The organism is Microbacterium deferens, from assembly GCF_045517775.1.
Classification (GTDB): domain Bacteria; phylum Actinomycetota; class Actinomycetes; order Actinomycetales; family Microbacteriaceae; genus Microbacterium.
Genome location: NZ_JBEUWT010000001.1, coordinates 167660 through 191498, shown reverse-complemented (window position 1 = coordinate 191498; position 23839 = coordinate 167660). Strand labels below are relative to the sequence as shown.

Annotated in this window: 24 protein-coding genes and 2 tRNA genes; 14 read left to right on the top strand and 12 right to left on the bottom strand. The window is 66.7% G+C overall.

The window, feature by feature from the left end; all coding sequences use genetic code 11:
- Nucleotides 1–6: 6 nt before the first annotated feature.
- From ABTU82_RS00930 to ABTU82_RS00920, 3 genes are read left to right on the top strand one after another with little or no spacing between them, the layout of a single operon-like run.
- Nucleotides 7–780: an ATP-binding cassette domain-containing protein gene (locus tag ABTU82_RS00930; RefSeq protein ID WP_407171083.1), complete on the top strand. Its 774-nt coding sequence runs from the start codon at nucleotides 7–9 to the stop codon at nucleotides 778–780.
- Nucleotides 780–1130 (top strand): DUF6804 family protein, encoded by a 351-nt coding sequence (locus ABTU82_RS00925; protein ID WP_407171080.1) that lies wholly within the window; start codon nucleotides 780–782, stop codon nucleotides 1128–1130. The genes ABTU82_RS00930 and ABTU82_RS00925 overlap by 1 nt, the downstream gene beginning before the upstream one ends.
- Before the next feature lie 51 nt (nucleotides 1131–1181).
- Nucleotides 1182–2069 carry an LLM class flavin-dependent oxidoreductase gene (locus tag ABTU82_RS00920; protein ID WP_407171078.1) on the top strand — a complete coding sequence of 296 codons (888 nt, stop codon included), beginning with the start codon at nucleotides 1182–1184 and terminating at the stop codon, nucleotides 2067–2069.
- Nucleotides 2070–2150: 81 nt separating this feature from the next.
- Here the strand turns inward: ABTU82_RS00920 and ABTU82_RS00915 are convergent.
- A tRNA-Asn gene (locus tag ABTU82_RS00915) sits at nucleotides 2151–2226 on the bottom strand.
- Between the two features lie 63 nt (nucleotides 2227–2289).
- Nucleotides 2290–2856, bottom strand: coding sequence for a peptide deformylase (gene def, locus ABTU82_RS00910; protein WP_407171076.1), 567 nt, complete (start codon nucleotides 2854–2856; stop codon nucleotides 2290–2292).
- 45 nt (nucleotides 2857–2901) lie between these two features.
- Here def and ABTU82_RS00905 point away from each other — a divergent pair, with 45 nt between their 5' ends.
- Both ABTU82_RS00905 and ABTU82_RS00900 read left to right on the top strand, forming a co-directional pair.
- Nucleotides 2902–3888 (top strand): DMT family transporter, encoded by a 987-nt coding sequence (locus tag ABTU82_RS00905; protein ID WP_407173268.1) that lies wholly within the window; start codon nucleotides 2902–2904, stop codon nucleotides 3886–3888.
- A 28-nt stretch (nucleotides 3889–3916) separates the two neighbouring features.
- Nucleotides 3917–3990: transfer RNA gene (locus ABTU82_RS00900), tRNA-Ile, on the top strand.
- Between the two features lie 207 nt (nucleotides 3991–4197).
- Here ABTU82_RS00900 and ABTU82_RS00895 read toward each other — a convergent pair.
- Nucleotides 4198–4617 carry a DUF4279 domain-containing protein gene (locus ABTU82_RS00895; RefSeq protein ID WP_407171073.1) on the bottom strand — a complete coding sequence of 140 codons (420 nt, stop codon included), beginning with the start codon at nucleotides 4615–4617 and terminating at the stop codon, nucleotides 4198–4200.
- A gap of 176 nt (nucleotides 4618–4793) precedes the next feature.
- On the opposite strand from ABTU82_RS00895, the gene ABTU82_RS00890 reads away from it, so the two are divergent.
- The 3 genes from ABTU82_RS00890 (at nucleotide 4794) to ABTU82_RS00880 (ending at nucleotide 9034) form a co-directional block, all read left to right on the top strand.
- Entirely contained in the window at nucleotides 4794–5558 is a 765-nt protein-coding gene (locus ABTU82_RS00890) for a hypothetical protein (protein ID WP_407171071.1), read from the top strand.
- 1956 nt (nucleotides 5559–7514) lie between these two features.
- Nucleotides 7515–8048 (top strand): putative immunity protein, encoded by a 534-nt coding sequence (locus ABTU82_RS00885; RefSeq protein WP_407171069.1) that lies wholly within the window; start codon nucleotides 7515–7517, stop codon nucleotides 8046–8048.
- A gap of 437 nt (nucleotides 8049–8485) precedes the next feature.
- Nucleotides 8486–9034 carry a hypothetical protein gene (locus ABTU82_RS00880; RefSeq protein ID WP_407171067.1) on the top strand — a complete coding sequence of 183 codons (549 nt, stop codon included), beginning with the start codon at nucleotides 8486–8488 and terminating at the stop codon, nucleotides 9032–9034.
- Here the strand turns inward: ABTU82_RS00880 and ABTU82_RS00875 are convergent.
- Nucleotides 9003–9248, bottom strand: coding sequence for a hypothetical protein (locus ABTU82_RS00875; RefSeq protein ID WP_407171064.1), 246 nt, complete (start codon nucleotides 9246–9248; stop codon nucleotides 9003–9005). The genes ABTU82_RS00880 and ABTU82_RS00875 overlap by 32 nt on opposite strands.
- A 248-nt stretch (nucleotides 9249–9496) precedes the next feature.
- On the opposite strand from ABTU82_RS00875, the gene ABTU82_RS00870 reads away from it, so the two are divergent.
- From ABTU82_RS00870 to ABTU82_RS00860, 3 genes are all read left to right on the top strand, one after another.
- Nucleotides 9497–9652: a hypothetical protein gene (locus tag ABTU82_RS00870; protein WP_407171061.1), complete on the top strand. Its 156-nt coding sequence runs from the start codon at nucleotides 9497–9499 to the stop codon at nucleotides 9650–9652.
- 105 nt (nucleotides 9653–9757) lie between these two features.
- Entirely contained in the window at nucleotides 9758–10234 is a 477-nt protein-coding gene (locus tag ABTU82_RS00865; protein WP_407171058.1) for a cupin domain-containing protein, read from the top strand.
- The gene (locus ABTU82_RS00860) at nucleotides 10231–10932 is read left to right on the top strand and encodes an alpha/beta hydrolase family protein (RefSeq protein WP_407171056.1); all 702 of its coding nucleotides are present in this window, start codon (nucleotides 10231–10233) and stop codon (nucleotides 10930–10932) included. The genes ABTU82_RS00865 and ABTU82_RS00860 overlap by 4 nt, the downstream gene beginning before the upstream one ends.
- Before the next feature lie 42 nt (nucleotides 10933–10974).
- Here the strand turns inward: ABTU82_RS00860 and ABTU82_RS00855 are convergent, their stop codons facing one another.
- Nucleotides 10975–11916: a linear amide C-N hydrolase gene (locus ABTU82_RS00855; protein ID WP_407171053.1), complete on the bottom strand. Its 942-nt coding sequence runs from the start codon at nucleotides 11914–11916 to the stop codon at nucleotides 10975–10977.
- 48 nt (nucleotides 11917–11964) lie between these two features.
- Here ABTU82_RS00855 and ABTU82_RS00850 point away from each other — a divergent pair, with 48 nt between their 5' ends.
- Nucleotides 11965–12336 (top strand): hypothetical protein, encoded by a 372-nt coding sequence (locus tag ABTU82_RS00850; RefSeq protein WP_407171051.1) that lies wholly within the window; start codon nucleotides 11965–11967, stop codon nucleotides 12334–12336.
- A 34-nt stretch (nucleotides 12337–12370) separates the two neighbouring features.
- Here ABTU82_RS00850 and ABTU82_RS00845 read toward each other — a convergent pair whose 3' ends face one another.
- Nucleotides 12371–14377: a DUF262 domain-containing protein gene (locus ABTU82_RS00845; RefSeq protein ID WP_407171050.1), complete on the bottom strand. Its 2007-nt coding sequence runs from the start codon at nucleotides 14375–14377 to the stop codon at nucleotides 12371–12373.
- A gap of 168 nt (nucleotides 14378–14545) precedes the next feature.
- Here ABTU82_RS00845 and ABTU82_RS00840 point away from each other — a divergent pair, with 168 nt between their 5' ends.
- Together ABTU82_RS00840 and ABTU82_RS00835 are read left to right on the top strand one after the other, a co-directional pair.
- Nucleotides 14546–15319, top strand: coding sequence for a hypothetical protein (locus tag ABTU82_RS00840; protein WP_407171049.1), 774 nt, complete (start codon nucleotides 14546–14548; stop codon nucleotides 15317–15319).
- Nucleotides 15320–15487: 168 nt separating this feature from the next.
- Nucleotides 15488–15991 (top strand): DUF3145 domain-containing protein, encoded by a 504-nt coding sequence (locus ABTU82_RS00835; protein ID WP_116646501.1) that lies wholly within the window; start codon nucleotides 15488–15490, stop codon nucleotides 15989–15991.
- Between the two features lie 139 nt (nucleotides 15992–16130).
- On the opposite strand, the gene ABTU82_RS00830 is transcribed toward ABTU82_RS00835, so the two are convergent.
- The 6 genes from ABTU82_RS00830 to aceE all read right to left on the bottom strand — a co-directional run bounded on the left by ABTU82_RS00830 (nucleotide 16131) and on the right by aceE (nucleotide 23728).
- Nucleotides 16131–17369, bottom strand: a complete 1239-nt coding sequence (locus ABTU82_RS00830; protein WP_407171046.1) for a beta-ketoacyl-[acyl-carrier-protein] synthase family protein — start codon at nucleotides 17367–17369, stop codon at nucleotides 16131–16133.
- 55 nt (nucleotides 17370–17424) lie between these two features.
- Nucleotides 17425–17673: an acyl carrier protein gene (locus ABTU82_RS00825; protein ID WP_116646503.1), complete on the bottom strand. Its 249-nt coding sequence runs from the start codon at nucleotides 17671–17673 to the stop codon at nucleotides 17425–17427.
- A gap of 67 nt (nucleotides 17674–17740) precedes the next feature.
- Entirely contained in the window at nucleotides 17741–18742 is a 1002-nt protein-coding gene (locus ABTU82_RS00820; RefSeq protein ID WP_116646504.1) for a beta-ketoacyl-ACP synthase III, read from the bottom strand.
- Nucleotides 18739–19659: an ACP S-malonyltransferase gene (locus ABTU82_RS00815; protein ID WP_407173266.1), complete on the bottom strand. Its 921-nt coding sequence runs from the start codon at nucleotides 19657–19659 to the stop codon at nucleotides 18739–18741. The genes ABTU82_RS00820 and ABTU82_RS00815 overlap by 4 nt, the downstream gene beginning before the upstream one ends.
- Nucleotides 19660–19770: 111 nt before the next feature.
- Nucleotides 19771–20970, bottom strand: a complete 1200-nt coding sequence (locus tag ABTU82_RS00810) for a PucR family transcriptional regulator (RefSeq protein ID WP_116646505.1) — start codon at nucleotides 20968–20970, stop codon at nucleotides 19771–19773.
- Between the two features lie 31 nt (nucleotides 20971–21001).
- Nucleotides 21002–23728 carry a pyruvate dehydrogenase (acetyl-transferring), homodimeric type gene (gene aceE / locus ABTU82_RS00805; RefSeq protein WP_407171042.1) on the bottom strand — a complete coding sequence of 909 codons (2727 nt, stop codon included), beginning with the start codon at nucleotides 23726–23728 and terminating at the stop codon, nucleotides 21002–21004.
- Nucleotides 23729–23839 lie beyond the last annotated feature (111 nt).

Sequence of the window (23839 nt, the reverse complement as noted above, 5' to 3'; positions counted from 1 at the left end):
AAACCCATGTCTCGCGCGAAAACACCCGACGTCTCGATTCGGGTTGACGATCTGTCGCTCATCCGGGGTGACGCGCGCGTGATCGACGGTCTGTCGTTCACACTCGCCCACGGTGAGACGCTGACGATCATGGGCCCGACCGGTGCCGGGAAATCTACCCTCGCCGCGGTCCTGGCAGGACGCGCCGGCACGTCGATCTCGGTCGCCGGGGGTGAGGCTGTCGTGGAGGGCATATCCGTGAAGCGGCCCGGGAGGGCGCTGCGCACCCTGACGTATGTGACCGGCTACCTTCCGCAAGGCGGCGGATCCGACCTCCCCGCGCGTCTGACGGTGTCGGAGGTGATCGCCGAGCCGATCACCAGCCGCGATCGGCGCGTCAATCCGCGTGCTCTCGCGGTGCGTGTCGCGACGCTGCTCGACGAGATGCAGCTGCCTCTCGGAGCCGCCCCGAAGTACCCCTACGAGCTCAGTGCGGGTATGCGTCAGCGTGTCGCGATGGCCAGGGCTCTCGTTCTCGATCCGCGTCTGCTCGTCGCCGATGACCTGTACGCGAACCTCGACATCGAAGTGAGGGAGACCGTTCTCGAGGCGGTACGCCGTCGGCGCGCGTCTTACGGCCTGTCCGCCCTCGTGGTGACGAACGACCCGGATGCTGCGCGCGAGCTCGATTCCGACGTGCTGGTGCTGCGAGCCGGCCACACCGTCGCCTACGGGGCCGACGCCGGCACGATGGTCTGGACGCCAGACGAGGCGAACGACCACCGTTCGGTCGTCCGCTGATGGGGGCGCCCCAGACTCCGAAGGCCGCCGCGGAATATCAGCGGAACGCTCTCGCGCCGGGAATCCTGGCCGCCATCGTGCTCGTCGCGGGTATCGCCTTGGTCGGACAGGAGTATTACCTCGCCGTCAGGTTCGTCGTAGCGATCCTGGCGGTCATCATCGGCTGGTTCGCCATTCAGGCGGGTCAGTGGTGGTGGGCACCCGTCATGCTCGCCATCGCGCTCATCTGGAATCCGGTACACCCGATAAACATCACCGGTGAGTGGCTCGTCGGTGCGCACATCGTCGGCGCCGCCGTCTGTCTCGTGGTCGGTGCGCTGATCAAATTCCGCCGCACGCCCGCTGCGTAGCATCCGGCTGATCCCTCGTCAGGGCGCGACGCCGAACCTACACTCGGAACCATGCGTCATGGCATCGTGATCCTCCCGCAGGAACCCTGGACGACAGCTCGGGCAAAATGGGAGTCGGCGGAGTCTCTGGGCTTCGACCATGCCTGGACCTACGACCACCTCTCGTGGCGCACACTGGCAGACCAGGTCTGGCATGCGACCGTGCCGACGCTCACCGCGGCAGCCGTGGTGACGAAGACGATCCGGCTGGGAACCTTCGTCGCCTCGCCGAACTTCCGCCACCCGGTCCCGTTCGCGAAAGAGGTCGCGACCCTCGACGACATCTCCGGCGGCCGCTTCGTTCTGGGAGTCGGTTCGGGAGGCACCGGCTTCGACGCGTTCGTACTCGGCCAGCCCGATTACTCGCCCCGCGAGCGACACGAGCGCTATGTCGAGTTCGTCGCCGTCCTCGACGAGCTCCTCCGCCACGAGCCTGCGGGCTCCGGCGGTTTCGACGTCGACGGTCGGTGGTTCACGGCGCGCGGCGCCCGCATGGTGGGGGAGCCTGTGCAGCGACCCCGGGTGCCGTTCGTTCTCGCAGCCAACGGCCCGAAAGGACTCGCGCTCGTCGCCGAACGAGCTCAGGGATGGGTCACCACGGGGTGGGAAGGGCGCACCGGCGAGGAGTGGTGGCAGTCGGTCGAGATGCTCTCGCGTCGCCTCGATGACGCGCTGGAGAACGTCGGACGCGATTCTCGATCGATCGACCGTTATCTCTCCCTGGACTCGGGCGGCTTCTTCTCGTTCGAGAGCGTCGCGCGCTTCGACGAGATGGTCGAGCGCGCCGAGGCGCTCGGCTTCACCGACGTGATCTCGCACTGGCCGCGCGCCGACGGCATCTACGCCGGAGACGAAGACGTTCTTTACGAGGTCGCTTCACGGCTCGTCGCGGCGCCGTGACCCGAGCGGGGCCGACCTCGTGTTCGCCGACACCCGCACACGACGAAGGCCCGAAGCGTGCGCTTCGGGCCTTCACTGCGTTGGCTCCCCGGCTTGGACTCGAACCAAGAACCTATCGGTTAACAGCCGATTGCTCTGCCAATTGAGCTACCGAGGATCACATCGCCCGTTCGCAGGGCAACCCCTCGATACTAGCAAAGCGAAAGGGGTGGTCGGAAACTCAGGCGTCCAGATCGTCGATTCCGGGTGTCCATGACTTGCCCGGACGCCCCCATCCGCGCTTCTTCGCGATCTTCTGCGCGGTCTTCCAATCGGAGTCGTCGAGCCGGTCGACGTAGAGGATCCCGTCGAGGTGATCGAACTCGTGCTGAAGGATGCGGGCTCGCCACCCGTCGACCTGGATGCTGACCGACTGGCCGTCGAGGTCGGTGCCCGTGATGAGCACCTCGTCCGACCGGCGAAGCGGGAAGCGCTCACCCGGGAACGACAGGCACCCCTCCGACTCCTCCTCATCGTCGGGAGCGCCGGGCTCGAGCCGCCTCATCCACAACTCGGGGTTGAGAATCACGCCACGCCACGGTGCGCCGTCGTCGTCCGTGTAGCTGTACGTGAAGATGCGCAGACCGACGCCCACCTGGGGGGCGGCGAGTCCGACCCCGGGCGCAGCATCCATCGTCTCGAACATGTCGTCGACGAGCGTGCGGATCTCATCCGAGATCTCGGCGACGCGGCTGGCGGGGGCGTGGAGAACGGGGTCTCCCATGATGCGGATAGGAAGAACGGCCACGCCTTGAGCCTATCGAGCGATTCCGGCGGTTAGTGTCGGAGGGTGATTGGCGCCGAAGTTTTGCTGAACGACGTCACGGATGAACTCGTCGGTATCTTCCGCGACCCCGGGATTCTCCTCGGGATCCCTCTCGCGTTGGCGGGTGCGGTTTTCATGTCTTTCGGTGCGCAGTACCAGCACCGCGGCGTGATGAAGGTCGAACGTGTCACCGGTCAGACCGGCGCGGGGCTCAGCGGTCGGCAGCTGCTGGCGCTGCTCGGTCGCCCGTCGTGGGTCATCGGCACGCTCATGCTGGGGCTTGCGATCATCTGTCAGCTCGGTGCGCTGTCGGTCGCGCCGCTGATCCTCGTGCAGCCCATCGGCGCGATCGCGCTCGTCATCACGACGCTGCTCAACGCACGGGTTTCGGGACACAAGCCGACTCGACGGTCGATCTTCGCGATCGTGCTGTGTATCGGCGGCATCTTCTCCTTCGTGACGATCGCGGCATTCTTCGCGACCGAGCACGCGATCACGGCGCGAGAGCTCTCGATCATCCTCGTCATCCTTCTGGTGGTCCTCGCCATCTTCGGTGGCACGTGGCTCGCGCGTCGCCGAAAGCTGCGCGCGTTGTTCTACATCTCCGCCGGTGGCGTGGTCTACGGATTCGTCGCCACGCTCGCGAAGGTCGTCATCAGCCGGGCGCAGGACGGCAACTTCGACTGGTTGACGGTGCTCTGCGTGGTCGGACTCCTGATCGCCGCGGGCGTCGGTTCGTACTTCGTGCAGACGTCGTATTCCGTGGGTCCGCCCGACCTCGTGATCGCGGGTCTCACCGTGATCGACCCGATCGTGGCCGTCGTGATCGGCCTCGTGGTGCTCGGCGAGGCGTCGACCGCTCCGCCGTGGGCGCTCGTCGGCTTCGGCATCGCGGGCGCGATCGCGATTGTCGGCGTGTTCCTGCTGACGCGCTACCACCCGCAGATCATCAGCGACAGCCAGGAGCTCGGCATAGCCCGCGGGAGTGGCCGGGAGCGCCCGCCGCTGGCGTGACCGCGCGACGATAAACTCGTCGACGCAGGGGGCGGTGGCCAAGCTGGTCAAGGCAGCGGGCTCATAACCCGACGATCGTGGGTTCAAGTCCCACCCGCCCTACAAAGAACCGCGGAAACACGTGGGAGAACCGCGCGTAGAAGTTGCGGCGGTGGCGTCGCGGACTCATTTAGGGGGCCGCTTCTGGACGTTTCCCCCGCGAGGTACGCATGAGGTGCCGGCGGCCACGTGTTCTCGCGCATACAGTGAGTCCTCTGATGGAGGGCACCATTCAGTTCCCAGCGGAGCACGGCTGGGGCAATGAGCGCACTACTCCTCCGCGATCAGACCTTCGTCGAGATACACCGTGGCATAGAGGTTTACGCCGAGAGCGGCGATCCGCTCGGCGACCTCAGCCGGGAGAACAAAGCCGCCCTGGGCGGCGTCGGAAGACCCGTGCCACCACAGTCGCGCTTCGCAGTCGTCCGGGAGTTCGGCGACCCTGCCAGCGGCGGTGCGGGTAATTCGGAGTATTTCCTTCAGTGATCCGGTGCCGGTTTGGTCTTCCTCCGTGTTGTTCATCGTGTCCGCATCTACGGACCATGTGTGATGCTCGCGGACTCGACCTGACCGGAGGGTGACACCTTTTGGCCTGACTTCAGTCGGGTCAAGCCCCAGCAATCTCGAGCTCGTCTCAGGGTCCGTCTCCGTTGACGTGACGACGAAACTCGCTCTACCCGACCGGATCATGCGGCTGAGCCTAGAGCACTCCGTAACGGGCGCTGCAGGCGCTGTATTGATCGCGAACAGCTCGCGCATTGCCGATCTATTCAGTTGCGCGGGTGGATCGAGCAGCGGGCGTCTGTAAGGGCTGCTTGTGAACTCAGCCGTAGCGCGCGGTAAGGAGTCCCGTTAGCTTCGATCACATGAACGTCGCTGCCAAGTTCACCGCGGGCGTCGCCGTGCTCGTCGTGGGCGGCCTCGTCGCCCTCGCTGCGCCAGCCATCTTTGGCGCGTACGCAGAGATGTCGTCGTGGGCCATCTTCCAGCCACCGGAGGAGCCGACTGTCGAGCCAGCGCCCGACGAGACGGAGGACACCCTTGGCGCGGAGATGATTGATGAACTCGGCGACGGCTACGTGTACGTAGGGAACGGCACCGCGATCCCGAAGGGCTCCCCTCCCGGGTGCGACGACCCGGCCTGGCTGCACGTCGGCGGGATGAGCGCGAGCCTGAGCGGGAACCTGGTGGATCGAGGCGCGCGCGACCTCGCCGCGGGCATCGCGGGCACGGACGAAGAGGGTCAGATTGTGACGTACACCGTGGCGCCCGGTGATGCGATCTATGCGATCGGCGATCGATTCTGCATCGCGAACGCGCTGACGCTTACGATGCTCAACCACACGCGTACGATTCAACCCGGCGAGGTGCTGTTGCTTCACCCTGACAGCTCCATCCCGTGGATTCCGTACTTCAGCCCCGCCGGCTCGCCCGCCGGATACCAGCAGATTCCGTACCAGCTCGCAGTTGAAGCGATGAGCGCCGCGGCCCACGCTGACGATCTCGACGCCATCCGCAGGATCTTTGCTGACGACCTTGCGCACCTGTTCCCGCACCCGGCCGACGCCGACGTGATCGCAAAGGCACTCGACGCTGGCGACCTCGATATGCTGCGCCAGATGTTCGCGTAGCCAGTGGATAGGCGAATGGACAGGAGAGCGCGATCACTTGGCTCCTCGTAATTGCCTGGGGGTGAACCTTCGCGTCAGGCACAGCAGCGCGCCACGAGTATTGCCGACAGCGCGCTCCTCGACGTTCGGCAGGCGGTGTCTCTTGTGGCCGGCAACCTCGAGAAGCTGCCAGAGATTCTCATCGGTCGATGTATCGGGTATGCCACGGAGAAGACCTCGGCGGAGTTAACCTCGCGGCAAGTGACTGCGGTGTCCGTGCAGAACGAACAAGACCTGACCGTGACGATCGTTATTCAATCAGGCGGTCAGGCACCCGCTGGCTACGCTGGGTGTTGATGATTCTGGCTGGGTTGGGCGTGCTCGTCGCCATAGTGATGCTGCAGGTGCGGCTCTACGCGTGACGTTCCGCCGAGCGCACTAGCGCGGTGAGAATGGTGCGTCCGTCACCGCTGCACTGGCCACAGGCAGATGGTGAAGAGGTGGGCTGACAGAGGATAGTCAAGGTTTCTTCGTGGGCCAATCAGTCGAATTACGTCTTGCAGCAGCTGAGGTGGGCTGGAGGCGCGATACGGCGTCGGGGCGACGTCGCGGACCTGCGTTGCTCCGTCTCTGCGAGCCATGAGAGGTGTCTACGCAGTGCTGACTGCATCCGCGTCGGCTGTGGTCCGCAGTTCTGCTCGTGGCGCCTTGAGTGCGAACCGCCCAAGAAGGGCGAGCCCGAAGAAGAAGGCGCCAAGGCCACCGAGAAAGAACGGGGCTCCGGGAGATATCCAGGCCAGGTACGGGTACGCCACTGCTGCGCACACGACATTTGAAATCAGTGCGGCAGTCGCTTGACACACCATCGAATCGGGGCGGAGTGAAGCTATCAAATATGCGATCGCTGCGGGAATGAGCCCGGCGACTGCGAGGCATGCAAACTCGGTCAGTATCTGCGAGGTCTCCCAGCCGGGTTCGCGAACGGAGGACGACGGAGCAGGTCGCGAATACACGTCGACGTGAGCCGAAATCGCGCTGACTATGAGGGTCGCGACGATCAGCAAAATGCCCGTCTGCGCATGCCATCCCCGCCTGCCACGCATGCCGCCGCCGATTCCTGAGATCGCTACGAAATTCATTCTGTCAGGCGTCGCGTCAAGACAGTGAAGTCGTCAGCGTCCTTGATGGGCGGTGTCTCGTTACGTCGAGGAGGGCAGAACAATCGTCGAGAGCGGCTATTTCGCGCAGATGAGCGTGTTCAACCCTTCCACCAGACGCTGCGCCGTAGGCCTGAAACACATCGTCGACGGAAAGTCCGGGTACCACTCGGTCCTCCCCACGACCTCGAGCATGTAAAGGTTGCCGTTCAACCAGCGTGGTCCCGCCGTGAAGCTATCCCAGACACCTGCGTACGGCACAAGGGCGAAGAGGTGGACATCCGTGAGGTCGACGCGATGCATTCCGTGGGTTCCTCGGATGATCAAGTGGTCGCCTGCGATCCATGCCTTCACCCGCCAGGCGAGAGCGACAGCAATAGCTGGCCCGATTGCCATCGCCGCTTGAACGATCCAAGCGGTAGCGGACCCCTCAAGCGTCCCGAAAAGCGCCAACAAGAGATAAGAGAACGCGAGGGTGCTGATGCTGAGGCCACGCGGAACCGACCCGACTTTGCGCAGGTCACGCGCAAACGGGGTGTCACAAGGAGGGGGGACGTCACTACTTCACGCTGCTTCGTTGTGGTTGCGCCGGCGCGGTGAACCGGACAGCGCCGTGGGTGGCTATCGCCAGCAAAGTACGAGAGACCCGCGTCGTCACAATGAACAGCGCGCCTGGCAGCATGCTCGCAGGAGAGCCCGTGTTGTCTTTGGAGGTTCCTTGCCACTCAGAGCGCCCGCGTAGCGAGGGTCGCCTGGCCGAGACGCACGGCGATGTCGCACCCGGCTGCGGCACGTTCATCGTGTGTAGGAAGGTAGGAGCATGCTTTCCCCACAATCGCTCAGCGAGAATGACCGCCGAATCGTCGCCGCGTGGGCAGCGGACTGCGCGGAACGCGTTCTCCCGCTGTTCGAAGCCGAGGCGCCGGAAGACGATCGACCACGAGACGGAATAAGCCGCGCCCGATCTTTCGCCAGCGGAGAATTGGATGCGGCGGGAGAGATCCGACGCCGCTTCGTCGCCGGACGAGCCTCACAGTCGGTAGATTCGCCCGCGGCGAAAGCTGCTGCGTGGGCAGCCGGACAGGCTGCGGGAGTCGCGCACATGGGCGCGCACGCTCTCGGTGCCGCAGCCTATGCGGCGAAGGCAGCCGAGATCGTCGATCCGGGTCGTGGAGGCGCGGCCGAAATCGAGTGGCAGCTGGCGAACATGTGCCAGACCGCGAAGACAGCGTTACGACAATTGCCGGCGCTTGGAGAGGACTCATCCGGGCCGCTCGGAGCGGGGCTGCTCGCCTCGGGCCTTCTCGGAGAGAACATCCGCATCATTCAGTCAGCTCTCGCCCCGAGGGCGTGAACCGTTCGCCCGCGTTCGCGGCTGTATGGCCAGCCGCTTCGCATCACCGCTCTCCGTGCTCACCTCTACGGCGATAGTGAGGTGCTTCTCCCTCTTGCGGGGGAGGCGGGCAGATCGACCGCGGAATACCGTCTTGGTATAGCGATAGAACCACTCTCGCGGGCGTCAACTGGTGCACTCGGCGCAGTCGCACTCGGTTTCGTGGTGGGGCTGCTCTTGGCTAGCCCGCTGCTCGGAGTCGCGGCAGCGGTGTACACCGCGATCCCCTTCGCATACCTGACCACCCGGCTCTCTGTTGCACGGTTCTGCTCAACCACGCCCCGCACCCGAAGAGGCGAATCGGGGGAGTAGAGTCGCGCCTCCGGTTGCGGAAGCGGTGCGTTCCGGGCGACGGCTGACCCTCCGCGAGTGATCCTGGGCCCGACTAGCCTCGAGGAGTGAACGAAGCTGAGAACGCTGCCGCTCAGGTTTGGCGCATTGTCGTCGGCGGTCTCGCTTGCGGCGAGCTTCTCGCGCGACTCGCGGCTGCGGGTGTGCTCCTCAACAACTATGCTGAGACGCTTCTCGCCGCCGCAACAGCTGACGCCATCGCCGAACCCGAGCAAGTGGTGGTCATCGAGCGATCGGTGCGCGACCTCGGCTTGCCCGATGGCGGAACCCTCCCTGAGATTCACGAGCGAGCACTAGCCGCAGGCTTGCGCCTCTGCCCTCCGACTACTGGAGCCTGCCTGCGACTCGCCATCCGAGATCAGTCTCCCGCTCCCGACAGCGTGCTGAGCGCCGGCCGCGCTCCGTCAGGATCGCTCACCATCGCCGCACCGCGCCTCCGAGATGATCACGAGTTCCCGGCGGGGCTCTACCTGAGAGTGGTCGACGGGCAACGGTGGCTGCGCGGGTTCCGATGCGACGACGAGCACGTCTGGTCGGCCGACGACAAATTCGTGTTTCGGGCGGTCAGCGCGGGCACTGACGCCGACGCAGCGTAAGCGCCAGCGCGAGGATGATGAGCCCGACGAGCGTCGACCACATCGCAACCCCCATCACCGTCGCATCCGTCGGAAGCATCGCGCAGCCGACAGAGGTGTCTTCATAGTCGCAACTGCGCCACGGTTGGAAGAAGAAGATCACCGTGATCGTCGCCCCGATGACCGTCACAACCGATCCGGACAGGACGGCGAGTGCTCTTATCCGCTGCGTCATACAGACCAACCTACGAGGATGAACGTTACTCGCGTCGGGATCAGCCGAGGCCGGCCGCCCGCGCTGGAGCAAAGTCGGGGCGCAGTGGCCCATGCCGGTTGCTCGGACGCCTTCGACCAGGAGCTGGAGTGCACGAAACACACGTCAGATCACCCCGCGCGCCGCGCGAACAACGTGCGACACGCGTGCCGTCGAGGTGCAGGGGCGTCGATGCTGTTCGCGCGTCGCGCGTGGATTATTGTCGGTGAGTGCTCGACTCCTCCACGCTGCTGCTGATCCTGTTCATCGACCTCAGTGTGCTCGTGTCGGTGATCGGCGTGATGGTGTTCGTCTACATCCTCCGCCCCCGCGCGACCAGGAATCGCGGGGCGGCAATGCCGCAGAGGCGAGCCGAAGACGCCTAGCGGTCTTCGGCGGCGCAGCATCCGCCGCCCAATGCCTACATGTGATCGTCGTTCGTCGTCTCTGCCACACTGACAGCACCACGTCCTGAGCAGAGGAGTACGACGATGACGTCCGAAGAAATCATCCTGGGAGATCTGCCCGCCGGCATTGTGCGGGCCGACGAAGCCTACGCCGGGCGCGTCTGGAACGTGCTCGGGCACACGTACACCACCAAGATCGAAAGCGCCTCTACCTACTCCTGGCTTTCGCTCGACCCCGCTGGGACGGGGGTGCCGCCCCACGTGCACCCGACGCAGGACGAGTTCATCTACGTCTTCGAGGGTGTCTACACTCTGTACCTCGACGGGCAGTGGACGACCGCCGGGCCGGGCGACCTCGTGCAGATGCCGCGCAACCTCCCGCACGCGTACTACAACAAGCAGGAGACAGAGGCGAAGTCGCTCTTCTGGGTCAGTCCAGGCGGCAAGCTCGCCAACCTGTTCAGCCTGCTGCACAACGTCACCGATCCCGCGGAGGTCGTTCGACTCTCGGCGCTCAATGGCGTCGACTTCCTTCCCGAAGGCGCGGTCGAAGGGGCGTGAGCGCGGCGGAGGCCGCTCGTCGAACTCTTCGCTACGGGCAACACCCCGACCAGCACGTGGAGGTCACCTCTCCGGTCGGCAGCCCGCGCGGCACGGTGGTGCTCATTCACGGCGGGTATTGGCGTCGCCCGTTCACGGCTGAGCTGATGCAACCGTTGGTACCGATGTTCACCGCCGACGGATGGGTGGTCGCGAACGTCGAGTACCGGAGGGGTTCGGAAGGATGGGCGGCCACCGCCGCCGACCTCACCGCGTCGCTTGCCGCCGCGCGCACAGCGGGAGAAGCGTCGCGGCTGGCGATCATCGGTCATTCGGTCGGAGGACAGCTGGCGCTCCTCGGCAGCAGCGAGGGCGACGCCGTCGTTGCCCTCGCTCCGGTCACGGATCTCGTGCGCGGCTCTCGCGAGCGCATCGGAGACGGCGCCGTAGAGGAGTTCTTCGGCGAATCGACCGACTCGATCGTCGCGGCGTCCCCTGTCGCTCACGTTCCACCCGGCGGTGAAGTGCTCGTCGTGCACGGGCGCGATGACGCTCGGGTGCCGATCGAGCACACGCGCGACTACGTCGAGGCAGCCCGGTCTGCGGGTGCGCGGGTGGACTTCACAGAAGTGCCACAGCTCTCGCACCTGCACGCGATCGTCCCCGCAGCATCCCACTGGCCATACGTGCGCACCTGGCTCGAGAAACGACGCGGCTGAGCCGGTCCGAGGCCATCGCCGTCGTTGGCGCGCCGGAGAGAACTAGTAGGGGAGCACCCCGGGCTGCAGGTTCTCGGTCTGGTCGCCGACGAGCGTGAGCTGCCGTGGGTCGATGCGGCGCACCTCCGAGCCGTCGGCGAGGTCGTCGAGGGTGATCCAGAAGATGTTCGGGCTCCGGGTCGAGCCGAAGTAGTAGACCCGGTTCGTCAGATCGGCACCGGAACGCCACCACGTCGGATACACGTCGCCGGTCGAGTAGGGCGCGCCGTACGGCACCGACACGTTGGCGATGAGCTGGAAGACCCCGGCGACGGCTTCTTCGAGATTGGCCGGTTCGGGGAGGTAGTGGAGGAAGTACGACGAGCGGACGAAGCGATCCGACGACGTGATGTCTCCGGGCGGTGGCAGCTCACCCCCGAAGGGGCGGTAACGCGCCAGGTTCTCGAGCTGCTTGTCGAGGGTGGGGGAGTTCGCCATGACGGTGTACTCGGGGCCGTGGTGCACGACCAGCGTGCCATCGAGCGGCTCGATGATCGCGGAGTCGCCGGTCGCGTCCTCCAGAGCGATGTGGATGCCGAGCTCGATACCGCGAAAGGTGGGCGAGGTGATCCGGATGCTGTCGATGTCAGCGACGGCCTCGGCCACTGTCGCGTAGTTGTCGAGCAGGTACTGCACCCAGAGCGCGTTCGGCACGGAGGGGCGGCCGTCGGGGTCGGGAAACGACACGTCCTCAGGGTCGAGGTAGAGCGCGTGCGCGCCCAGGCCCTTTTCATTGAGGCCGTCGACGGTGCCCATGCTCCACATGCTGGTGACGACACTCGAGTACCGCGAGCGCCACGCGTGCGCGTCGGTGTCGCCCGTGCCCCCGCGCTCGGTGCCGCGCGGCACGAACCAGAGCTCGGGCTCGTCGCTCACCGACCAGTCCATGCAGCGGCTGACGGTCTTGGCGATCGGGTTGTCGTTCCAGAGGATTCGCGTACACACCACTGCACCATAGCGTTCACGGCGCGAGCGGGCCGCTATCGTGCAGATATGGCCCAGAACAGCGACGAACGCCCGGTTTCGCCGTGGGCATGGCCGGGCGAGTGGGTTCGCGAGGAGAAGTTCTGGCGCGACATCGGAGCGAGAGTTCTCGCGGGCGTCGTCACGGCCGCCATCGTGTATGTCGGAGCCCTCGTGCTCGGGTACCTCCATACCCCCGAGGTCGGCGCGGGCGTCATGATCGTGCTCATCGGCGCGGGCGCACTGATCTTGGGCTCGTCGGGTGCGGCCGTCCTGCTCGGGATGCGAACCCGCTCTCGCTCGGGCGCGCGCGCCATCGGACGCGTGCTGATCGGCACCCTGCTGATTGTGCTCGCCATCGCGCTGGTGATCGGCGGGCTCGTCGACCTGCTGCGCCCCTGACGAGCGGTCTCCCGTATTGCCGGATGCTGCGGGGTCAGGGCATCGCGTCGCCGATGTAGGAGTACTTCACGAAGACCTCCGACGCGAGTCCGGCTTCGTCGAGCACGCCTTGCACCGCGGTGAGCATGTAGCGCGAGTCCCATCCCATGTAGAGGAAGTGGGCGTCGTCGAGTGCGTCCCACTGTCCGTTCCACGACTGGGCCCCGTAGACGGGGCCGCCCCGGCGGCCGCTGAACGCCACAACAGACTCGCGCGAATCGGCCCACAGCCGCTTGAACACGCGGTTGAAGAGGTACTTGACGTCGTAAACCTCCCAGTGCTCGCCGCAGTATTCGACGTAGTCCCATTCCCGCTGCCAGCCGCGCGGCCACCCGCGCCTGCGCTTCGCGTCGAGGATAGGGGTCAACCCGTCGTCGTCGATGTCAACGACCGGCGGCTTCGCCCAGATCTCGAGGAACCGTTCGCCGAGTGAGGCCGATCGCGCGGAGATGGCGGCCGTGTTCCACGCCGGCACCGACGCGAGCTCGGCGGAGATGTCGACCGCGCTGCGCGGGTAGATCCCGTCACGCTTATCGGGGTAGGTGCGGTCGACCGCGCGCTCCGCGAGTCCTTCCTCGAGGAGCGTGAGGTTGCCGAGCGTCTTCGCCAGCGCCCGGTGGCTGTTCTGCTCGTCCTCGGTGTACTCCGACCATTCGCGCGTGCCGTCGCCGCTCCACGTGTCGGCGGGCGCGGGCGGGAAGATCCACTCGAGCTCGACGTCGGGGGAGTCCGTCGCCGCGAGACGCCGGAGAACGTATGTCGGATGGGGGAGCTCGCTGTACTTGAGGCCTACGCGCACGCGCTCGTCCGACGGGGTGATGCGCGAGATGGCCTTCTCGAGCTCGTCCTGCCCGTCGGCGCGGGCTCGGCACAGGCGCGCGACGAGCCGGTCGTTGGCCAATCCGACGACGCTGCGGCGCAGGAGGAGGGCTTGCACGAACCCGAGAGTGCGCAGCAGCGTGGGCTTCTGCACAGCATCCGTCAGGTAGTCGCCGTAGGCCCGCATGATCAGCGGGTACATGCCACGGCCGAAGGTGTTGAGGTAGCCGATCTGGCGCGCTATCTCGGGGTCCGGCTCGTGGGCTGGCTCGAGCAGCACGCGGTAGATCTCCGAATAGGCCTTCCACTGCGCCGCATCCGCCCGGAGTTGCGCCAGGTCGAGTCGCGGGAACTCGGCCCGGAACGCGTCGTACACACCGCGCTCACCGACCGTCGACACTTCGCGCCCGGTGCGCATGACGAGGTAGTGCCGCCAGAACGATGCGATCGTGTCACCGGTGTTCTGCTCGATGGGAAGCCAGAACCCGTCTTCGATCTCGGTCTGCTCGTCGTGCGACAAGCCCATGAGCACGTAGTTGTGGATCAGCTCGTGGTCGCGCAGAGGCTCGCCGGTGGAGTTGAGGCTCTCGAAGATCTGCTGGGCGTTGGCGCCCGCACCCAGAGTGATCGAGACGTGCTCGAGCTTCTGCAGGCCTCGCCAGATGCTCGGCGCCTCGGCGAGGCTCACCTGGCTGCGGAAGAACGCGTAGTTGTCGTCGAAGCGCGTGTCGCGTGCGGCGTCGTCGGCATGCGCGTCCATCATCACGGCGCGGAAGGCGTCTGCCCACGCGCGATGCGGACGCAGCTTCGTGCGCGACGGATCGGCCGCGCGCACGATCACGCGCTCGAGTTCGGCCGCCATCTCCGGATGCGTTCCTCGCACGGTGTGGTGAAGCGCCGCGACCAGCAGCATCAGCGTCGTGATGCGCTGCTGGCCGTCGATGAGCACGAGCTCGCCGGTGGTGTCCTCCGTATTGACGGCAGACAGGATGGAGCCGATGAAGTGCATGCGCCGATCGTCGGTGTCGGCGACGGCGCGGATGTCGGCGAGCAACTGCTCGCAGCCGCCGATGTCCCAGCGGTACTGCCGCTGATAGACGGGAACGACGATGCTCGTCTCGGGCGACGACAGCCATCCGATGGTGTTGACGGCGGTCGCATCGACATTCGTGGCGCTGACCATTCTCGGCACCGGTCTCCGTTCGGCATCGGGGGAGCGTCGAACCGGGTGCGGCGCGAGCCCTGGCGAGTCTAACCGAGCTCCCGGGATCGACCGGGGTGCCGATGTAGGCTTGCCTTACCAGGGCCAGGAAAAACGTACTGGCCCCCTACGGAAGGCATGACTCACCTCATGGGTTACATCAAATCGGCCGCTCTCGAAGAGACCGGCTACGTGGTTCTGGACCGCTACAACAAAGAGATCGACCCCAAGGAATGGCTCGACATCGAGTACGTCGATTGGAAGTCGTCGGGTGACACCCGCTTCGCCCCGCTCGCCTCGCGCGACGGAGAGATCGAGTGCGCCGGATTCTGGAGCGGGAAGAATCCCCGCACCGACAAGGACGGCATCTGGATCGGCTCGCAGACCGCGCTCGCCCCGACGCTCACCGAGCGCGCGATGGAGCCCGGTGCGAACGTCGGCCGCTGCCGCATCATCGAGCTGCAGCCGAACACGTACGCCGACTGCCTCTACAACCTCCACCAGGACGACAACAACCGCCTCAACCCCGACGGCACCGGGTGGGTCGTGCGCGGTTTCTTCAACCTCACCGACGACAAGGACAGCTACTTCGTCCTGCGCGAGAACCGCACCGACCCCAGCAAAGAGACGCGCATCGCGCTTCCGGCGGGGGCGCAGCTCATCGTCGACACGCAGCGCCTCTGGCACGCCGCCACGCACCCGGGCAACGACCCGCGCTACTGCCTCATCACGTCGTGGACGTCGGGCCCCGAGCTCGACGCCTACATCGAGAAGTACAACGGTGTGAACCACGTCGACAGCTACGAGGTGCCGCAGGATCAGCTCGACGCCGGTCAGGCCGAGCAGACCCGCCGGCTCGCCGCCCGCGCCGCTGCTCTCGCGGCCCGCGGCCAGGCCGAGCAGACGGTCATGAGCGAGGCGTAAACACTCCTCTGAGAATGGCCCCGGTCGGATTCGATCGGGGCCATTTCTTCGTCCGGAATCACACGCTTGTGATTCCGCGGCTCACCGGAGATAATTGCGACAGAACAACCGAATATGCCGGGTTCCGGTCAGGTCGTAGGGGAAGACGTACCTGACGAAGGAGAAACCATGGCAACTGCGTCTTCGCGCGGAGTGATCTACATCCACTCCGCGCCACGTGCACTATGCCCACACCTGGAGTGGGCTGTCGGTCGCGCCCTCGGGCGTGCTGTCAATTTCGAGTGGTCCGAGCAGCCCGTGCTGTCGGGTGCTCGCCGTACGGAGTTCTTCTGGGAGGGGCCCGTCGGTTCGGGTGCAGCTCTTGCGAGCGCTATCCGCGGATGGGAGCACCTCCGCTTCGAGGTGAGCGAAGACCCGACGCCGCGCAGCGACGGCGGCCGTTGGATGCACACGCCCGGCCTCGGCATCCATTACGCGCAGACGGATGCTTCGGGAAACGTCGTCATCGGAGAAGACCGCCTCCGCTACGCCATGGAGCTCGCGGGCGGCGACGCGTTCGAGTTGCAGCGCGAACTGCACGTAGCGCTGGGCGCAGCCTGGGACGAAGAGCTCGAGCCCTTCCGTCACGCGTCCGACGAGGTTCCTGTCGTCTGGCTGCACAAAGTCGGCTGAGAGGCCGCGAGATCTCAGGCGGGTGAGGCGTCGGTAACGGCGGCCGGTGGGGCGTCCCGGTGCCGCGAACGCGAATCACCCGCCTGATACGGAAGATGCCCCCGGCTCCGGCCGGGGGCATCTTCGCGTGCAGCGGTGGTTACACAGAAGCAAACGCGACGACGGCGTTGTGGCCGCCGAACCCGAAGGAGTTGCTGATCGCGAGCTGCGGGCCGTCGCCGAGTGGGATCGTCGATCCGGACAGCCGGAACGGCACCGCCGGGTCTTGCTCGGTGAGGTTGATGGTGGGGGGCGCCTGACGATCGCGGATCGCGAGGATCGTGAAGATGGCCTCGAGTGCACCGGTGCCGCCGAGAAGGTGGCCGGTCGAGGCCTTCGTCGCCGAGACCGGGATCTCATCGACGCGCTCACCGAAGACGGTGCGCAACGCGGTGTATTCGTTCGGGTCTCCGACCGGGGTGGACGTCGCGTGGGCATTGATGTGCGTGACGTCGTCGGGAGACGCATCGGCTGCCTTCATCGCCATGCGCACGGCGCGCGCCGCGCCCGTGCCCTCGGGGTCGTTGGCGGTGATGTGGTACGAATCCGCGGTCACACCGCCACCGACGACGGTGGCGTAGATCTTGGCCCCGCGCGCCTTCGCGTGCTCCTCGGTCTCGAGGATTAGCACGCCCGCACCCTCGCCCATGACGAAGCCGTCGCGGTCGATGCTTGCCGGGCGCGAAGCGGTCTCGGGCGAGTCGTTGCGACGCGAAAGCGCCTGCATCGACGCGAAGGACGCGATGGTGATCGGGTGCACGGCAGACTCGGTGCCGCCGGCGATGACGATGTCGGCGAGCCCATCCTGCAGGTGCTCGACGGCGTTCACGATCGATTCGGTACTCGACGCGCAGGCCGAGGCGACGGTGCGGGCGAAGGCGCGCGCACCGAAGTGGAGGGAGAGGTTGCCGGCGGCCGCGTTCGGCATGAGCATCGGCACCGTCATCGGCATGACCCGCCGCGGTCCCTTCTCGCGAAGCGTGTCCCAGGCGTCGAGCAGAGTCCAGACACCACCGATACCGGTGGCGAAGTCCACGCCGAGCCGTTCGGGGTCGACCTCGGGGCTGCCGGCGTCTTCCCACGCCTCCATGGCGGCCACCATGGCGAGCTGCGAAGACGGGTCGAGGCGCTTCGCAAGGGGACGGGCGAGCACGGTCTCGGGGCGCACCATCGCCTCGGCGGCGAAGGTGACCGGGAGGTCGTACTTCTCGACCCAGTCGTGCTCCAGCGTCCGGGTGCCGGATACGCCGTCCAGCAGGGCGGACCAGCTCTCCGGTGCCGTTCCGCCGATGGGCGAGGTGGCACCGATGCCGGTGACGACGATGCGTGTCGTGCTCATGTGTTGAAGATCCTCGAGGTATGTGGTGGGGGCGCGGTGGCCCCCACCGCAGGTACTACGCCTGGGCCGACGTGATGTAGGTGACGGCGTCGCCGACGGTCTTGAGGTTCTTGACCTCGTCGTCGGGGATGGTGACGCCGAACTTCTCCTCGGCGTTGACGACGATCGTCATCATCGAGATGGAGTCGATGTCGAGGTCGTCGGTGAACGACTTCTCGAGAGCCACCTCGTCGGCGGAAATACCGGTCTCGTCGGTGATGAGCTCTGCCAGCCCGGCGAGGACCTCGTCGTTGGTGAATGCCATGGTGTCTCCTGTTCTGAGGGTGTGGGCCCGACGGGCCTTGATCAGTCTAGAGTTCGCCGTGCCGCCCCTACGGGAGCACCACGACCTGCGCGCCGAAGACGAGCCCGGCTCCGAACCCGATCTGCAGGGCGAGTCCGCCGCTGACTTCGGGGTGCTCTTCGAGCAAACGGTGCGTCGCGAGCGGGATCGAGGCGGCAGAAGTGTTGCCCGTCGTCTCGATGTCGCGCCCGATGACGACCGACTCGGGCAGACCGAGCTGCTTGGCGAACTCGTCGATGATGCGCATGTTGGCCTGGTGGGGCACGAAGGCGGCCAGATCGGATGCTTCGATCCCGGTTCGCTCGAGGGCCTCACGCGCGACCTTCACCATCTCCCAGACGGCCCAGCGGAAGACGGTCGGACCCTCCTGACGAAGAGTGGGCCACGGTGCGACGCCATCGCGGAATTCGGTGAGCGTGTGGTTCATGCCGACGGCGTCGGCTTTCGACCCGTCGGAACCCCAGACGGTCGGTCCGATCCCGGGCGTGTCGCTGGGGCCGATCACGGCCGCGCCTGCGCCGTCTCCGAGGAGGAACGAGATGCTGCGGTCGGTCGGATCGACCACGTCGCTCAGCTTCTCGGTGCCGACGACGAGCGCGTAATGGGCGATCCCGCCCCGGATGAGGGCGTCTGCCTGTGCCACCGCGTAGGCGAAGCCCGCGCAGGCGGCGTTCACGTCGTAGGCGGCGGCCGGGTTGGCGCCCACGCGGTCGGCGACGATCGCCGAGACCGACGGGGTCTGCTTCGGGTTGCTGATCGTGGCGACGATCACCGCATCGATGTCGGATGCGGCGACGCCCGAACGTTCGATGGCCTCGGCACCGGCGATCGCGGCGAGGTCTATCGCGGTCGTCGTCGCCTCGGCGCGGACGCGCGTGATGATCCCCGTGCGCTGACGGATCCACTCGTCGCTGGAGTCGATGGGGCCCACGAGGTCGTCGTTCGGAACGACGAGCTCACCGCGGGCGGCACCGTAGGCGTAGATGCGGGTGTGGGCCACGCCCTGGGGCTGGCGGAGTACGGCGGTCACGCGGGGACTTCTTCCAGGAGGGCCGCCGCAGCGACCAGATCATCGGGGGTCTTCACCGCGACGGCGGGGGTGCCGCGCAGGCCTCTCTTGGCGAGACCGGTGAGCGTGCCCGCCGGGGCGAACTCGATCAGGCCGGTCGAGCCGTTCTCGGCGAAGGACGCCATGGTGCGGTCCCACCGCACGGGCGAGGCGACCTGGGCGACGAGCAGGTCCAGGGCTGCGCGTCCCGACGAGACGACGGAGCCGTCGGAGTTCGTCCACAGGGGCGCGGAGGGGTCGGAGGGGTCGATGTCGCTCGCGGCTGCGCGCAGCACGTCGACGGCGGGCTCCATGAAGCGGGTGTGGAACGCGCCGGCGACGGCGAGGGGGATCACCCGCGTGCCGGCGACAGGGGAGGCCGCGAGCTCTGCGAGAGCCGCCGGGGTGCCGGCGGCCACGATCTGACCGGCGCCGTTGTAGTTCGCCGGGGTGAGATCGAGCTCGGACAGCCGGGTCAGCACGGCCGCTTCGTCGCCTCCGAGCACGGCGCTCATTCCGGTCTCGGTCAGGGCCGCAGCATCCGCCATCGCGCGTCCGCGCAGGCCCACGAGCCGCATGCCCTCGTCAGCGGTGATGACGTCAGCGGCCACGAGTGCGGCGATCTCGCCCACCGAGTGACCAGCGAATCCGGCCGCCGGCCGTCCGACGCGCGACTGCAGGGCCTCCCAGGAGATGAGGCTCGCCGCGACGATCAGCGGCTGGGCGACGCGGGTGTCGCGGATGCGGTCGGCATCCCACTCGGTGCCGGCGGCGATCAGATCGACCTCGGAGTGCTCGGAGAACGCCTCGAGACGCTCGCGCACTCCGTCGAGTTCGAGCCACGGGGCGAGGAAGCCGGGGGTCTGAGAACCCTGCCCGGGGAAGACGGCGATGATCACGGGATCCATCCTGTCAATATTCGTGGGGAGACATCTGTCGGAAGCGGGACAACAATGCCACGATCCGTTGTCGAGTGTCGATAAGGCGCGCGCCGTGTCGACTCGCTGCGGTCAGGGGGCGTGGCGTCGAAGCGTCGACGGGCGGCGGCGTGTCGCGTCTGTGCCGATGGAACCGAGGATGAGCGCTGTCTGCAGAATGAGTGCCTCGCGGGGTCCCGTCGCATCCCACCCGATGACCTCCGAGACGCGCTTCAGTCGATAGCGCACCGTGTTGGGATGCACGAAGAGTTCGCGCGCGGTGGCTTCCAGCGATCGACCGTTGTCGAGGTAGCTCCAGAGCGTCGCCACGAGGTCGGGGCTGTGCGTGTGGAGTGGACGGTAGATGCGCTCGACCAGAGTGTGCTTGGCGACCGCGTCGCCGGCCAGCGCGCGCTCGGGCAGCAGGTCGTCGGCCTCGACCGGTCGGGGTGCGTGTCGCCATGCGCGGGCCACGGCGAATCCGGCCAGCGCGGCGCGTGCGCTCTGACTGGCTTCGACGAGGGCGGGCACCGTAGGCCCCAACACGAGGTGGCCGTCACCGAACCCTGGTTCGAGGCGGCGGGCGATCTCGTCGAAGGGCAACTCGACGGTGGTCTCGTCGACGCGGCCCGCGAGCTGGGCGCGCCCCACGACCAGAACGAGACGAGATCCCTGCACGCCGATGAGAACGTCGACGCCCAGCTTGCGCGCTGTGCGTCGCACCTGGTCGACATCGAGCTGCGGGGGAGTCGTGCCCACCAGCACAGCGACCTCGCCGTGACCGTGCCACCCGAGGGCTGCGATGCGGCTGGGCAGCTCCTCGTCGGTCTCGCCCGTGAGGATCGAATCGACGACCAACGCCTCGAGCCGGGCGTCCCAGAGCCCGCGCGCCTCGGCGGCACGGGCGTAGACATCGGCGGCGGCGAAGGCCACATCGCGCGAGTAGAGCAGGATCCCTTCGCGAAGCTGACCGCCCTTGCCCCTCACCCGTTCCTCGGTCACTTCGACCGTGACCCGGATGAGCTGCAGCGTCTGCTGCAGGCTGACGCTTCGCAGCAGCTCACGAGGAGCCGCCGCGAAGATGTCGGCCGCGACCCACGGCGTGGAGGTGGGGTCTTCGTACCAGGTGATGAACGAGGTGATGCCCGCCTGCGCGACGAGGCCGACGGCCGATCGTCGCGCAGGCGGCATCTCCGCGTACCAGGGCAGCGATTCCTCGAGCCTGTTCAGAGTCGCGGTCGCCAGGTCGCCCGAGATCCGCTTCAACCAGGCGAGGGTCTCGGTCTTGTCCATCGGGGCGACTCCGCCGCGCGTCACGGGTGGATCAGCTCTCGCCGCCCGCGTTGCCGCTCGTGCCGGCGGTCACATCGTGCAGCTTGTACTTCTCGATCGCCTGCGCGACGAGACCACGGTCGACCGTGCCCTCCTGCGCGAGCGCCTGCAGCGTGCGGACCACGATCGACGGGCCGTCGATCTTGAAGAAGCGACGCGCGGCCGCGCGGGTATCGGAGAAACCGAACCCGTCGGCACCCAGGGTCGAGAAGTTGTGCTGGACCCACGGACGGATCTGGTCCTGCACCGCGTGCATGAAGTCGCTCACGGCGACGACCGGGCCCGGCGTTCCCGCCAGCTTCTCGGTGATGTACGCCTGTCGCGGCTCCTCGTCGGGGTGGAGGAAGTTGTGCTCATCAGCGGCCAGACCGTCGCGGCGCAACTCGGTCCATGAGGTGACCGACCACACGTCGGCCCCCACGCCCCAGTCGTCCTTCAGCAGCTGCTGGGCTTCGAGTGCCCACGGCACACCCACGCCCGAGGCGAGGATCTGGGCGCGTGCGCCGTCCCCCTCACCGGTGGAGATGCGGTGGATGCCGCGGATGATGCCATCGACGTCGACATCGGCCGGCTCGGCGGGGTGCACGATCGGCTCGTTGTAGACCGTCATGTAGTACATGACGTTCGGGTCGGGGTGCTGTCCGCCGTACATGCGATCGATGCCCGAGCGCACGATGTGCGCGATCTCGTACCCGTACGCGGGGTCGTACGACACCGTCGCCGGGTTGGTCGAGGCCAGCAGGTGCGAGTGACCGTCGGCGTGCTGCAGGCCCTCGCCGGTCAGGGTCGTGCGTCCGGCCGTGGCGCCGATGATGAAGCCTCGGGCCATCTGGTCGCCGGCTGCCCACTGGGCGTCGCCCGTGCGCTGGAAGCCGAACATCGAGTAGAAGACGTAGACCGGGATGAGCGGCTCGCCGTGGGTCGAGTACGAGGTACCCGCCGCGGTGAACGCCGCGACGGCGCCCGCCTCGTTGATGCCGACGTGGATGATCTGGCCCTGCGGGCTCTCCTTGTAGGCGAGCAGCAGCTCACGGTCGACCGAGGTGTAGTGCTGACCGTTCGGGTTGTAGATCTTCGCCGTCGGGAAGTAGGCGTCCATACCGAACGTGCGCGCCTCGTCGGGGATGATCGGCACGATGCGGTGGCCGAAGTCCTTGACGCGGAGGAGGTCCTTCAGCAGTCGGACGAACGCCATCGTCGTGGCGATCTCCTGCGTTCCGGAGCCCTTCTTGGGCAGCGCGTAGGCCGCATCACCGGGGAGCTCGAGGCCCACGTGGTGCGTGCGGCGCTCGGGGAGGAAGCCGCCCAGCGCGTTGCGGCGCTCGAGCATGTACTGGATCGCCTCGTCCTTCGGCCCCGGGTTGTAGTACGGGGGAAGGTAGGGGTTCTCCTCGAGCTGCGCATCGGTGATCGGGATGTGCATCACGTCGCGGAACGACTTCAGGTCGTCGAGGGTCATCTTCTTCATCTGGTGGGTCGCGTTGCGACCCTCGAAGTGCGGACCGAGGCCGTAGCCCTTGATGGTCTTCGCGATGATGACGGTCGGCTGACCCTTGTGCTCCTGTGCCGCCTTGAACGCGGCGTAGACCTTGCGGTAGTCGTGGCCGCCGCGCTTGAGGTTCCAGATCTGGTCGTCGCTGTAGTCCTTCACCAGGGCAGCGGCGCGCTCGTCGCGGCCGAAGAAGTGCTCGCGCACGTAGGCGCCGCTCTCGGCCTTGTAGGTCTGATAGTCGCCGTCGGGCGTGATGTTCATCAGGTTCAGCAGCGCACCGTCGGTGTCGCGCTTGAGCAGGTCGTCCCATTCACGACCCCAGACGACCTTGATGACATTCCAGCCCGCGCCGCGGAAGAAGCTCTCGAGCTCCTGGATGATCTTGCCGTTTCCGCGGACCGGGCCGTCAAGGCGCTGCAGGTTCGCGTTGATGACGAACGTCAGGTTGTCGAGTCCTTCGTTCGCGGCGACCTGGAGCTGGCCACGGCTCTCGACCTCGTCCATCTCGCCGTCACCGAGGAACGCCCACACGTGCGAGTCGGAGACGTCCTTGATCCCGCGGTTGGTGAGGTACTTGTTCGACATCGCCTGGTAGATGGCGTTGATCGGGCCGAGTCCCATCGACACGGTCGGGAACTGCCAGAACTCCGGCATCAGACGCGGGTGCGGGTATGACGGGAGGCCGTTGGGCGCCGCGGACTTCTCCTGGCGGAATCCGTCGAGCTGCGCCTCGGTCACACGACCTTCGAGGTACGCGCGGGCGTAGGTGCCGGGGGAGGCGTGGCCCTGCACGAAGATCTGGTCGCCGCCGGACGGGTGGTCCTGGCCGCGGAAGAAGTGGTTGAAGCCCACTTCGTAGAGGGCGGCCGACGAGGCGTAGGTCGAGATGTGACCGCCGACGCCGATGCCGGGGCGCTGCGCCCGGTGCACGGTGACAGCCGCGTTCCAGCGGATCCACGCGCGGTAGCGGCGTTCGACCTCTTCATCGCCGGGGAACTCCGGCTCGTTCTCGGCCGCGATCGTGTTGATGTAGTCGGTCGTCGGAACCATCGGCACCCCGAGGTGCAGGTCCTTCGACTCCTTGAGGAGACTCAGCATGATCTCGCGCGCACGCTGGGGGCCCTTGGCCTCCACCAGCTGCTGGAGCGATTCCTGCCATTCCGAGGTCTCTTCGGGATCGCTGTCCTGCGGCCCCTGCGAGTACGGATCCTGGTCGTGAACAGTCACAGAAGACCTTTCTTCGGCTGGCAGATCATGCCAGACACTCACCATGGCAACGCGGATCGCTTTGTTCGATCCGCACAACGCACCATCGACCAGCCTAGCGAGTCGTGAAGC

Coding starts and splice junctions, on each gene's coding strand:
- ABTU82_RS00920 (WP_407171078.1), top strand. CDS start 1,182: ATGCGTCATGGCATCGTGATCCTCCCGCAGGAACCCTGGACGACAGCT.
- ABTU82_RS00885 (WP_407171069.1), top strand. CDS start 7,515: ATGCTTTCCCCACAATCGCTCAGCGAGAATGACCGCCGAATCGTCGCC.
- ABTU82_RS00850 (WP_407171051.1), top strand. CDS start 11,965: ATGGCCCAGAACAGCGACGAACGCCCGGTTTCGCCGTGGGCATGGCCG.
- ABTU82_RS00810 (WP_116646505.1), bottom strand. CDS start 20,970: ATGGACAAGACCGAGACCCTCGCCTGGTTGAAGCGGATCTCGGGCGAC.
- ABTU82_RS00825 (WP_116646503.1), bottom strand. CDS start 17,673: ATGGCATTCACCAACGACGAGGTCCTCGCCGGGCTGGCAGAGCTCATC.
- ABTU82_RS00925 (WP_407171080.1), top strand. CDS start 780: ATGGGGGCGCCCCAGACTCCGAAGGCCGCCGCGGAATATCAGCGGAAC.
- ABTU82_RS00845 (WP_407171050.1), bottom strand. CDS start 14,377: ATGGTCAGCGCCACGAATGTCGATGCGACCGCCGTCAACACCATCGGA.
- ABTU82_RS00835 (WP_116646501.1), top strand. CDS start 15,488: ATGGCAACTGCGTCTTCGCGCGGAGTGATCTACATCCACTCCGCGCCA.
- ABTU82_RS00890 (WP_407171071.1), top strand. CDS start 4,794: ATGAACGTCGCTGCCAAGTTCACCGCGGGCGTCGCCGTGCTCGTCGTG.
- ABTU82_RS00865 (WP_407171058.1), top strand. CDS start 9,758: ATGACGTCCGAAGAAATCATCCTGGGAGATCTGCCCGCCGGCATTGTG.
- ABTU82_RS00875 (WP_407171064.1), bottom strand. CDS start 9,248: ATGACGCAGCGGATAAGAGCACTCGCCGTCCTGTCCGGATCGGTTGTG.
- ABTU82_RS00930 (WP_407171083.1), top strand. CDS start 7: ATGTCTCGCGCGAAAACACCCGACGTCTCGATTCGGGTTGACGATCTG.
- ABTU82_RS00830 (WP_407171046.1), bottom strand. CDS start 17,369: ATGAGCACGACACGCATCGTCGTCACCGGCATCGGTGCCACCTCGCCC.
- ABTU82_RS00895 (WP_407171073.1), bottom strand. CDS start 4,617: ATGATCCGGTCGGGTAGAGCGAGTTTCGTCGTCACGTCAACGGAGACG.
- ABTU82_RS00840 (WP_407171049.1), top strand. CDS start 14,546: ATGGGTTACATCAAATCGGCCGCTCTCGAAGAGACCGGCTACGTGGTT.